Source organism: bacterium (assembly GCA_035703895.1).
In the GTDB taxonomy this organism is placed as follows: Bacteria; Sysuimicrobiota; Sysuimicrobiia; order Sysuimicrobiales; family Segetimicrobiaceae; genus Segetimicrobium.
Map to the genome: position 1 here is coordinate 1 of DASSXJ010000308.1, position 11,155 is coordinate 11,155.

At 62.7% G+C, this 11,155-nt stretch carries 10 protein-coding genes and 2 tRNA genes; 3 read left to right on the forward strand and 9 right to left on the reverse strand.

Translation table 11 applies throughout. The features are described from left to right. On the forward strand, nucleotides 1-646 hold a 646-nt coding region (locus VFP86_20200; GenBank protein ID HET9001973.1), incomplete at its 5' end, for an NAD-dependent epimerase/dehydratase family protein. Between the two features lie 311 nt (nucleotides 647-957). Here VFP86_20200 and VFP86_20205 read toward each other — a convergent pair. Further along, nucleotides 958-1,021, reverse strand: a tRNA-Leu gene (locus tag VFP86_20205). Between the two features lie 1,915 nt (nucleotides 1,022-2,936). On the opposite strand from VFP86_20205, the gene VFP86_20210 reads away from it, so the two are divergent. Then, nucleotides 2,937-3,578, forward strand: coding sequence for a class I SAM-dependent methyltransferase (locus tag VFP86_20210; GenBank protein ID HET9001974.1), 642 nt, complete (start codon nucleotides 2,937-2,939; stop codon nucleotides 3,576-3,578). An 803-nt stretch (nucleotides 3,579-4,381) separates the two neighbouring features. On the opposite strand, the gene VFP86_20215 is transcribed toward VFP86_20210, so the two are convergent. After that, nucleotides 4,382-4,606 carry an ImmA/IrrE family metallo-endopeptidase gene (locus VFP86_20215; protein ID HET9001975.1) on the reverse strand — a complete coding sequence of 75 codons (225 nt, stop codon included), beginning with the start codon at nucleotides 4,604-4,606 and terminating at the stop codon, nucleotides 4,382-4,384. Nucleotides 4,607-4,638: 32 nt separating this feature from the next. Continuing rightward, complete coding sequence (locus VFP86_20220; GenBank protein ID HET9001976.1) at nucleotides 4,639-4,812, reverse strand: hypothetical protein; 174 nt, start codon at nucleotides 4,810-4,812, stop codon at nucleotides 4,639-4,641. A gap of 272 nt (nucleotides 4,813-5,084) precedes the next feature. On the opposite strand from VFP86_20220, the gene VFP86_20225 reads away from it, so the two are divergent. Next, nucleotides 5,085-5,897 (forward strand): site-specific integrase, encoded by an 813-nt coding sequence (locus VFP86_20225; GenBank protein HET9001977.1) that lies wholly within the window; start codon nucleotides 5,085-5,087, stop codon nucleotides 5,895-5,897. An 18-nt stretch (nucleotides 5,898-5,915) separates the two neighbouring features. Here the strand turns inward: VFP86_20225 and VFP86_20230 are convergent. From VFP86_20230 to VFP86_20255, 6 genes are all read right to left on the reverse strand, one after another. After that, nucleotides 5,916-5,992 (reverse strand) — tRNA-Pro (locus tag VFP86_20230). Between the two features lie 975 nt (nucleotides 5,993-6,967). Next, the gene (locus tag VFP86_20235; GenBank protein HET9001978.1) at nucleotides 6,968-8,005 is read right to left on the reverse strand and encodes a ketopantoate reductase family protein; all 1,038 of its coding nucleotides are present in this window, start codon (nucleotides 8,003-8,005) and stop codon (nucleotides 6,968-6,970) included. 1 nt (nucleotide 8,006) lies between these two features. Then, on the reverse strand, nucleotides 8,007-8,606 hold the full coding sequence (plsY, locus tag VFP86_20240) for a glycerol-3-phosphate 1-O-acyltransferase PlsY (GenBank protein ID HET9001979.1): 600 nt from the start codon (nucleotides 8,604-8,606) through the stop codon (nucleotides 8,007-8,009). 15 nt (nucleotides 8,607-8,621) lie between these two features. After that, on the reverse strand, nucleotides 8,622-9,968 hold the full coding sequence (gene der, locus VFP86_20245; GenBank protein ID HET9001980.1) for a ribosome biogenesis GTPase Der: 1,347 nt from the start codon (nucleotides 9,966-9,968) through the stop codon (nucleotides 8,622-8,624). 47 nt (nucleotides 9,969-10,015) lie between these two features. Further along, the gene (gene ispH / locus VFP86_20250) at nucleotides 10,016-10,858 is read right to left on the reverse strand and encodes a 4-hydroxy-3-methylbut-2-enyl diphosphate reductase (protein ID HET9001981.1); all 843 of its coding nucleotides are present in this window, start codon (nucleotides 10,856-10,858) and stop codon (nucleotides 10,016-10,018) included. A gap of 78 nt (nucleotides 10,859-10,936) precedes the next feature. Further along, nucleotides 10,937-11,155 (reverse strand): hypothetical protein (locus VFP86_20255; protein HET9001982.1); only part of this gene is annotated, 219 nt, incomplete at its 5' end.

Sequence of the window (11,155 nt, forward strand, 5' to 3'; positions counted from 1 at the left end):
CCCCCGGTGCGGGGGGAGCATGGATCCCGTGTGGACCGATGAAACAGTCATCAATCCACACAGCCAATACGGCATCAGCAAGTATACTCAGGAGATGGTCGCGCTGAACATCGGCCGGCGCTATGGTATTCCCACGGTCTGCATGCGATACTCCATCGTCCAGGGCCCGCGCCAATCGTTCCGGAACGCCTATTCTGGGGTGCTGCGAATTTTCACGCAGCGCCTCCTCAGCGGTAAACCGCCAGTGTGCTATGAGGACGGGGGCCAACTTCGCGATTACGTCTCTGTGTTCGATGCCGCTCGGGCTAACGTCCTGGTCATGGATGATGCGCGGGCAGACTTCCAGGTATTCAATGTGGGAGGAGACCGTCATCTCTCGGTCCTAGAGTACGCTCATCTGATTGCCCGGCGGGCCGGGGTCGCGATCGACCCCCAGATTCCGGGCCGTTATCGTGTCGGTGATACGCGTCATATCTTCTCGGACGTGACGAAGCTGAAAGGTCTCGGTTGGACCCCCACGGTCACCTTGGAGGAGATTGTTGATGAGTACATTGCCTGGGCTCAAGGACAACCGGGGTTCCGAGATTATTCTGTGGAAGCCGAGGTGCATATGAGTAAGCTCGGCACGATCAGAGAGGTCATGTAATCGTGCACTCACATGATCAGGGGACTCCCGATGCGAGCCGGGATCCGGACCATCCCAATGGTCCGCTCGCATCCAGCAACCCATAACCTTCGACGTCAATCTTGCCCAGGCGATGAGAGTCGGACCCCACGTTTTTCCCCGAGGCGTCTTTCCTATGACGTTATGAGGGAACAGTTCCCCCGAATCGAGCGGCTGATGAACGGCGCCACCGCCTGGGGATAGCAGGGGATAGCAAATGGGCAGCAGGGCGCGTTCAAACACGAGTAGCGGATCGGTCGGAATGGATTGCGGGACAGGGCTTTACGAATGGTCGGGCCGGTCGGATTTGAACCGACGACCACCTGAACCCCATTCAGGTTGGCGCTCCGCTGGCCCTTGCCTGTCAGGGCCCAGCCAGGGGTTTCTAGCAAAATTATAGCAATCCAAGGGGACCTTCGACGACTGAGACTCCCGTAGCGGTGCGCGGTCACCGCCCCTCCCCCAAATTGCCGCCAGGGAAAGGAAGCCGGCCGGTGAATCCGGTTCTCTCGGATGCCAAACGACCGTCACTCTGGGGCTCTCCCTGCCTCACTCTCAATATCGGGGCGAGACAAATACGGACGGTTTCTCCCCGGCCCCGATTGGCTGAATCTGCCGGCATCCTGCCACTCCCCGACGTCAGGCCGAGTCTTCACAAAATCAAAAAACCATTCGAAGCGCTGCAGGATCTGCGGCGCGATATTCGAGGGCTACGCGGCCCACAGATACTGCGGTTCTCGGTGCAAACGAAGAGCTCAAATCAACCGCGACGTGGCTCGAGGTATCTCCCGGCATGGAAGGCGCATCCGATTTCGGTACAGGGGTGTGAGAGAAGCCCAAAGACGTGCTCTGCCCTTGCGGAATCGCGAATATGACCGAGACCCCTTCGCCTACGACCCGGCAAGGCCGTGGAGCCACCAGCCACCGCCTCCCCCAGCCCTGATGATTCCGTTCACCGACGAACTCGAGGACGCCATTGCACGACTCATGGAACAGGGAGGGTACATCTACCAGCAGATGCTCGGGAAGCCCTCAGCCGATCCTACCTACAACGGTCAGCCAGTTTACGTGGGTAGCTTGTGGGAACGGTTGCTCCACGATGTACTGGTAGGCGGGACTCGTACACTGCGGAACAACGCAAGGGTCAAGTCTTCGCAAGAAATCTGACACTAACCTCGCTAGGCCCGTCGAGACAATGGCGAAGCGTTGGGACCGGGGAAGCGAGCAGAGAATTATCTGCCCACGTACACAGCCTGTCCACCCGAGTCCCAACGGACCGCCGTGCCAAGCAGCGTACCGACGTCCCGCAATCCCACATGCGCACTACCGTTGAGCATCACAACCAGCGCGGAGTCGAAGTTTCTTTTTGCTCCATTAACCACGGCAGACTTTGAGCCTAGAGAAAGCACAATCGTGTCCGAGACGGATACGATTACCACTTGTTGTTTCGGCGCGTTCCAGTTCACCGTTGCCCCAAGATTTTGAGCCACCAATCGAACAGGCACGCAAACCCGGCCGTTTGTCGCCAGAACAGCTGATCCCGCGGCTTTCCCGTTGACGTAGAGAGGTACGACCTCTTGCACCGCCACGCGGCCGGGGACCGACCTGGAGCGCGCCGCTGGCCGGAACCTCCTGATCCTGCGCAGTCTCCGATATCGATATCCCAGTAGGTCCCAGTTTCGTAATCAAAGGCGGAAATTGAGGTGGTCTCGGCCGGCTCTCGCGCAAGAATCGGCAGGAGATCGCACGGCAGGTGGTGCTGGCGAGACACGCACGGACCTCGAAGAGAGAACGCAGCGAAGCAGCGAGACAGGCGGCACTGGCGAGGTGGAGGAATGCGAAGGCCGCGGTGCGCCGATCCTCACACCGGTCGTAGCATCGCGCTTCGGCATTAGCCCTCCCACCGCGTTACCCCCGGCGGGTTATGGGACCCACACCCCGCGTACCTTTGTCTACGCAAATTGAGTTGCTAAGGGGCCTTCCAAAGGGAAGTGATGCGCGGTGAGCGAAAGAGAGCGAGCATGGCGGGCACGGGTCAAGGAACAGGTCGGTGCCTGGGTCGTGGGAGCGGACGGCGACATTCGTGCGGGAGTTTGTCCTGAGTGCCGAGAGAGGGCACGGGAACAACTTGGCAAAACCCGGTACTTGATGTCTTCACTGGGAGCGCGCCGCGATGGGTGGAGGTGACACGGCACGTCAGCTAGCCGACAGTGGTGGCCATCGAAGTCTCCGCGCTGGAGCCGCTCGTACAGAAGGACGGGAAACGACCACAGTGCTTAATACCCTCATCGCCAATCCGCCGAAGTTTCACGGCGACCCGGCCTGGGGGGTCGGGGAGATGGACTGGGGCACGGGGACAGAAGTGCTGCGATACCTCAGTGAGGTTCTTGTCCCTGGCATGAAGACCGCAGAAACGGGAGCCGGGAAAAGCACCGTCCTGTTCGCCGCAAAGGGATGCGACCATGTTACCGTCACCCCCTCTCACGATGAGCCTGATCGTATCCGAGCCTACTGCGAGAAGCTCGGGATCTCATTAGATCGTGTCGTGTTTGTGAACGCGCCCTCAGAGCAGGCGCTCCCTACGTTGGTGTTGAGCGAGATCGACTTGGCCCTGATCGACGGGTCCCATGCGTTCCCGTGGCCGATCCTTGATTTCTTCTACCTGTCGCGGGTTCTCCGGAAAGACGGCCTCCTGATCGTGGACGACATCGGGATCTGGACCTGTGGTCTCTTGGCTGAATTTCTTACACGGTCTAAGGAGTGGGAAGTCGTTCGGCGCTTCCGTGACGCGAATGCCGTTGTGGCTCGAAAGGCTGTGGAGCGATTCACGGATGAATGGATGCGGCAACCGTTCCCGACCGCCGTGGCGTGGACTCGTCGGGTCAGGAGATTGATTCGAAAGGTCGTGCGATAATACCCGGGTTGCTCGTTAGGTAGATCCGCGACGTGAGAACCAGAGCATGCGGAAAACCTGGCGACTGCACAAATCCACGCTGTCGATCCCAATGGTCGGAAGCTGCCGGCGCGGGTGAGCCGGCGGACGTCGGCGGTGCTGAGCTTCAGCTCAAGCGCAGCCTGGGCGATCGTTAACCAGTAGGGACCGCGGGGTGGCATACCGCGGCTTTTGGTACCGCCGAAACTCCTTCCTGCCGAACGAACGCCTACAAAAGCAAGAGAGCCCGTCCGACGAAGGAGTAGCCTCTGGGTGGAGGAAGAGGTTGAGTTGACCCGTGCCATACAGCCGTTGGTCGTAACCTCGTCGAATCATCAAAACAGGCGTATGCCTCGATGAGGGATTGCTCGTAATTCTCTCTAACGACTTCCTTTAGCACGACGTGCGATTACCCCAAGATTGTAGAGACCGAAGAGAATGACGACTAGACCAAGGACGGCGGTTCCTATCGCACTTATTGCTTCTCGGGGGGTTGAACTGCGCTTGAGCATGTCAATACCAGGCGCAAACGAATACAAGTAACCCGAAACGCAGACCACGAATGATAAGGGTATGGTCAGCACTCGGGAGAGGCGCCTTCCGGACAGGCCACGGATTCCGTTGACTAGCGCTGCAATAGCGAATGGTAACACGAGGTAAGCCAGGTACAATAGACGGGCCTCGTAGCGTTGCTTCATTATTGCGACCCAGAATTCCCAAGCGACGTAGATGAGAAGGGGACCTCCTATCACGCTCCATATACCACCAAGTAGGCGTTCCCGCATTTACGTAGCGATGATTTTCATTTGTTGTAAACGCACTCGCATCGCCGCTGGTGTCACCTTAAACTTCTCTGCGAGACGGCGCACCATGTCCTCGACGCTCTTGCCATCGGAAGAGAGGCCGAACCAGCGCCGCCGAACTTCGGCGAACGGCATCAGGAGCTCGGCCGCGAAAGCGCGAGCCTCATGTTCGTAGAAGACCCGCCGCGGCTCGAGGAGCCCGATCATCGGCTTGCCGGGTTCCGTGCTCTCAACTAGCTTTATAGCTTAGGGACGACCTTGAGCTGACGGAACTCGCGGATCAGCACCGCAGCGGGGGCAAGCTTGTAGGGGAAGCCCAGCGGGTATTCCAGATGGCGGCTGATGTAGTCCTCGAGGGCGGGCTTGGCCCGCTCCAGCGCGGCGGCTACACGGTCACGGACGAACCTTCGCACGGTGGGTGCGGCTTATGCGCCGGCGACGTGGCTCCTGCCGAACGAACACCTGATATTGCGGAGGGTTCGCACTTGCCAATGAAACGTCTGCGCCAAGGCCGGCAGTTCCCCAAAGGCCGACCGACTCTCTCGGGGCCCCTAACACGTGGATCGACCAGCGCGAGGCGCTGGGGCGGATTCGTCCGCATATAGCCGAGGGCTATCGTGAGCGGGCGCGGCTCGACATCTTCCCGACGCTCGGGCACGTCCCCCTCGCGCGCCTCAGTCCGCCGATGATCCAGGCGCTCTACACGCGGCTGCTGACCGAGCGCCACCTCGCTCCGGCGACGGTGAAGCAGGCAGCTTCGATCCTGCACGCTGCGCTTCGTGACGCCGTGCGTCAGGGCATCGTGATGAAGAACCCCGCGGCCCAGTGCACGGCGCCGGCGGTCCCCGACCGATACGAGATGCAAGTCTGGAGGCAGGAGCAGCTCGACGCGTACCTCGTGGACGCCACGGCGACGCCGAGCGTGTTTGCGTTCTACGTAACGATGGTCGCTACAGGTTGCCGCCCCGGTGAGCTCGCTGGCGCCCCCGAGGACGCGATCGACTTCGAGCGCGGGACGCTCCGGGTGCGGACGAACCTCGTGAAGCCGGGACGCCAGCCGGTGTTCGACGAGCCGAAGACGGGTTCCGGGTACCGAACCATCCCGCTGCCGCCGGAGGCCGTGGCGGCGATCAGGGCCGCGCTGCTCTGGAAAAAGCAGCGCCGCCTCAAGATGGGGCCGAAGCTTCGGGATGGAGGGACGCTGTTTTGCACCCCACGGGGCCGACCGCTCGACCGGCGGGTACTCCGGGCGCGCGATCACATGGACCGCATCACCCGTCTCAAACTCCCTGCCGCACGGATCTACGACCTCAGACACTTGAACATCACCTACACGATCGCCGCGGGCGTGGACCCGCGCACGGCGGCCGATCGGGCGGGGCATAAGGACCCAGGCTACCTCATCCGACGGTACGCGCACGCGGTCGCCGCGGCACAGGAACGGGCGGTCGCGGTTTGTAGCACCCTTGTAGCACAAACCAGAGGTTTGGCGCGGTGAGCGAACCGCTGATTTATATGGTCGGGCCGGTCGGATTTGAACCGACGACCACCTGAACCCCATTCAGGTGCGCTACCAAGCTGCGCTACGGCCCGTCGCCAGGGGTCATTATAACATACGGGGAATTCGTCCCATAGGTGGGTGCGAAGCCCTCGGACACCAGATGGGCCGTGGTGAGCGAAGGAGGCACTTGAATTGAGACGAGAGGCAGAAACCGTAAAGCGATTTTACGACTCTTTTGGTTGGCAAAAGGATGAACATGGTCGGTATAAGGATACAGCCGTTTTTGCGGACACCAGGCCAGTCCTCGATTGGTATACGCATGCTACCAATATGCGGGTAAGCCGGTTCTTCGCTCGGGGGAAGTATTTCCTCGACGCCGGGTCGGGCGCGATTGCATATCCTGAGTATTTGCGATACTCCTCCGGATATGAGCGACGTGTGTGCGTTGATATTTCTGAAACGGCTTTAGCGGAGGCTCGATCGAAGCTTCAGGGCAAGGGGTGGTATGTCCTGGCCGATTTGGCTCATTTGCCTTTTAAGGATGGGGCCTTCGATGCAACGGTCTCGGCACACGTACTGTATCATGTTCCGAAGGAGGACCAGCACTCGGTGCTCCTCGAGTTGTACAGAGCTCTGGCGCCCAAAGGCGTCTGTGTCGTTATCTACTCGCAGTTCACGAGTCTCGTCCATTTGATTCCGGCGCCGTTGCGCCAGACCGGCAAGATACTACGACGTGCGCTCGGAAATCTTAAACTGATGCGTACACGCAACCGTCGGAGGGATACGGACAAAGGGGTCAGCGATGATCTACCAGCGTTGTATGCATATGCTCATGAGATTGGGTGGTTTCGGAGGAGCTTGCCCCGTGATTGGAACATCGATGTAAGATCGTGGAGATCGGTGGATTCCGATTTTACAAAGCGTTTCATCCCAAATAATCTATTAGGCCGGTACTCCTTGAGGCTGATTTTTCTTCTCGAGACACTCTTCCCTCGTGCGCTGGCACGAATAGGATATCAAATGATCATCATCCGCAAAGAGTGACGGGGCGCGAGCCGGTAAGCACCTCACCCTTGCGAGCGGGCGACCGCGGCCAGCAGCGCATCAGGGCGCCCGCGGTACTCGCCGGGATCGAGACGGCCCGCGGCCAGGCCGTGCAATACGTCTGTTAAAGCCGTGTTCACCGGAGCCCGTAGACCCAACCGGGCGGCCTCTCTGGCCACCGCCCCGTTGAGAACGTCAACCTCGTTCTCAGACCGGCCGCGCTGGAGATCGTGCCACAGCGACGTCCTCGCCTCTCCCCTACCCCGCCGGACCAGGCGCCGCATCAGCGGGCGAACCAGCCATCCGGGACCGACCAGCGCCGCCCTCAGGATGGGCACCGGGTAGCCGGGAAGGGCGACCGGACGGAGCCTAAGCCGTTTCATCACCCGGAGGGCCTCGCGAAGCGCTTCACGCTCGATTTCGAAGAGCCGTGTGTCCTCGACCACGGCAACCGGAGAAAGATCAACGATGGCCGAGGTCGCGTTGGTGAAGAGATTGATCAGGAGTTTGCTCCACTTCATCTCCCGGTGGTCGCGGTACAGTACAGCAGGGATTCCGGCTCGCTGGAAGAGCCCGACCCATGGGGAGGGATCTTGCTTGGGATCGAGCGCCGCGACCCCGATGCCGCCAACCAGGCTGTTCTGGCGCACCACACCAGGGCGGGGCCGGTTCACGCTGATCGTGATCGTGCCGGCGAGGGTGCGGGCGGGACCGATCTCAGCTGCGATTACCTCCTCGTTGCCGATGCCGTTCTGCAGAGAGAGCACCGGGACCGAGGCGCCGAGCGCGGCCTTGAGCGTCCGCGCGGCTTCCTGGGTGTGGTAGGCCTTGACGGTGAGCAAGACGAGGTCAGGGGGGCTGGCAAGATCCTCGATCGTCGTGACCGAGTCGATGCGCTTGCACACCACGCGCTCCCGAGGAGTTTCGAGGGTAACGCCGCGTGTCCGGATCGCGGCGACGTGATCGCGCCGGGCCACCAGCGTGACGTCGACTCCCCCGAGCGCGAGCCGCGTCCCAACCAGGGAGCCGATCGCCCCGGCCCCAAAGCAGACGACGTGCATCCTACTTCTTGAGGGGCTCCCGGTCGGTAATGTGCAACTCGGTGCCGGCCACCAAACGCTGGATGTTCGCGCGGTGACGGTAGATGGCGAAGAGCGCGGCGATCACCCCGAAGTACACGTACTCCTCCGGCTGGTTAAGCCGCCACATGGTGATCGGAACGGAGACCACACCCAGCAGCGATCCCAGAGACGAATACCTGGTGACGGCGACGGTGACGATCCAGACGGCCGCGGCCACGGCCGCCGCCGGCCACGATAGCGCGGCCAGGACGCCGAAGGACGTCGCGACCCCTTTTCCTCCCTGAAACTTGAGGAAGATCGACCAGTTGTGCCCGGCGATCGCCGCGAGCCCGGCCAGCACGACCGTCCATGCCGACGCCCCTAGTCTCTCGGCGAGTACCACGGGGACGAGACCCTTCAGGATGTCGACGGCGAGGACGACGACGGCCGTCCCCGCGCCGGCGACGCGGAGGACGTTGACCGTCCCGATGTTGCCGCTGCCGTGACGCCGGATATCCTCCCCGGTGAGGAGGCGGACGACGATCAGGCCGGTCGGGATGGCGCCGATGAGATAACTCACGACGATGACCGCGAGCGGCATCTCCTCCTCCTCGGGTCACCGCACCTTTCGAGTGGTCTCAGCGGGTCTCCTTCTCCGGAGCGTCCAGCGGATCGGCGTGCCCACGAGGTCGAACGCGTCCCTGAGGCGCCGCTCGAGATACCGGCGATACTCCGGGGGGCACAGCGTGGGATCGTTCACGAAGAGGACGATCGTCGGCGGCTTGGTCTGCGGCTGCGTCGCGTAATAGATGTGCAGCCGGCGGCCGCGGGGGTCGGCGGGAGGATCGGTTGCCCGGGTCGCCTCCTCGATCGCGCGATTGAGCGGCCCCGTCGGGATCCGGGCCGCATGGGATTGGGCGGCACGGAGCACCGCGGTCATCAACTCATCGATGCCCTTCTGCCGGATCGCGACCGTCAGGCACATGAGGAGCGGGCCAAGGAACCGCAACCGGGACTGCGCGACCTCGTGGATTTGTTGAGGGCTGTACCCCGGCAACAGATCCCACTTGTTGACCGCGATCACCACGGCACGGCCGGCGTCGTACACGGCCCGGGCGATCTTTTGGTCTTGATCTGTGATGCCCTCCACCGCGTCAATAACCAGAACGGCGACGTCGGCGCGCGCCAGCGCTTCGTGGGTCCGGCGTGTGCTGTAGAACTCGATCGGCTCTTCGACCCGGCTCCTGCGCCGCAGCCCCGCGGTATCGATGAGGACCATCGGCCGCCCGTCGTAGTGGACCAACGTGTCGATGGCGTCTCGGGTGGTCCCGGGACGCGCATCCACGATCACGCGCTCTTCTCCCAGGAGCGCGTTGACCAGCGAGGACTTCCCGACATTAGGCCGCCCGAGGAACGCGATCCTGACCGCGTCCTCGGTCTCCCTGTCTTCTCCTGTCTTCGGGATCACGGCGACCACGGCATCCAGCAGGTCGCCGATGCCGAGGCCGTGGGTCGCGGAGATGGCCATCGGCTCGCCCAATCCGAGCGCGTGAAATTCGTGAACGGCCGGCGCGAGCGCGGGGGTGTCGACTTTGTTCACGGCGACCAGCACGGGATGGTGACTGCGCCGCAGGACGCTCGCGATCTCCGCGTCCTGGGGGGTCATCCCGGCGGATACGTCCACCACGAAAAGGATGGCTTGCGATGCCGCGATGGCGTGCTCGGCCTGCCGGCGAACCTGGACGGCGAGGGGCTCGGGGTCGCCGGACACCAGGCCGCCGGTATCGACGAGGAGGAATTCGCGTCCCGCCCACTGGCAGGGGGCCTCGAGGCGGTCCCGAGTGACGCCCGGAATATCGGATACGATGGCGTGCCGGCGCGCGAGCAGGCGGTTGAACAGTGCGGATTTCCCGACGTTTGGACGGCCGACGATCGCTACGGCAGGCAACCCCACGGACGCCATCGGGGTCTCCTGAATTCGGCCTGAACGCGGGCGCGCGGGCCCGCCCGTCACGCCCCTCCCAGCTCCTGCAGCCGGAGCATAACGTCTTCGATGACCCAGCTCGGGGTGCTGGCTCCCGAAACGACCCCCAGCGTGTCCACGTCCTCGAACCAGGCAGGGGCAATCTCCGCCGCGGTTTCGATGTGGTAGGTGGGGAGGCCCTGTGCACGCCCCATTTCCGCCAGCCTTGTGGTATTGGAGGATCCGTGGCCACCGATGACCAGCAGCGCGTCGATCTGCGGCATCATCACGTCGGTTTCGTCCTGTCTCACCGTAATCGCCGGACAGAGGGTGTTGAGCACCTTCAACTCGCGCACTCGTAGCGTCAGGTCTCCAACGATCTGGCGAAAGTTTTCCTGGGACTGCGTCGTCTGTGACACCACGCCCAGTCTTCCGGTGACCTTCACCGCCGCCGCCTCTTCGCGTGTGTGGACGATGGTCACCCGGTCGCCGAGCATCTCCTTCAGCGTGACCATCTCCGGATGGCCGTGGTCACCGACCGCGATCACCTGATAGCCTTCCGCGGCGAGCTTCTCGGCCTGTGCGTGCGCGCGAATCACGACAGGGCAGATCGCGTCGACTACGTCCATGCCTTGCCGGCGAACCTCGTCGAGGACGGCGCGCTCCACCCCGTAGGCGGACACGACGAATGCCTTGCCCCCCAGCTCCTCGGGGCGCTCGGCGACGCCCACCCCAGAGTTCTGCAAACGCTGGACGACTTGGGGGTTGTGGATCAACGGCCCCCATGTCTGCACCGGCCCGCCGGCGGCTTCCGCGGCCTTCTGCGCAATATCGACCGCGCGGCGCACGCCGCCGCAAAACCCCATATGCTTCCCGACGATGATCTTCACAGCGGCCTCCGGGCGCGAGGTTCACGCCCTCCCCCATAATAGGCGGAAACCTTTCCCCTGTCGAGCCCGGCCCTTCGCTTACGCCGTGCGGGCGTCGTCCAGCAGGTGCGCGATGACGTCCATAAACTGCCGCCCGACGGTCGCGATCCGTTCGCGATCGGCGCGGCCGGCGGCGGACCCGGACGTGAGTCCATCGATTCGTATCGGCGCCGCCACCCTGACCCGGATCGTGCCGCGGGAGAGGCGGCGCGCGCCTTTCGGGAACACCGTGTCGGTCCCGATCACGGCCACGGGCAG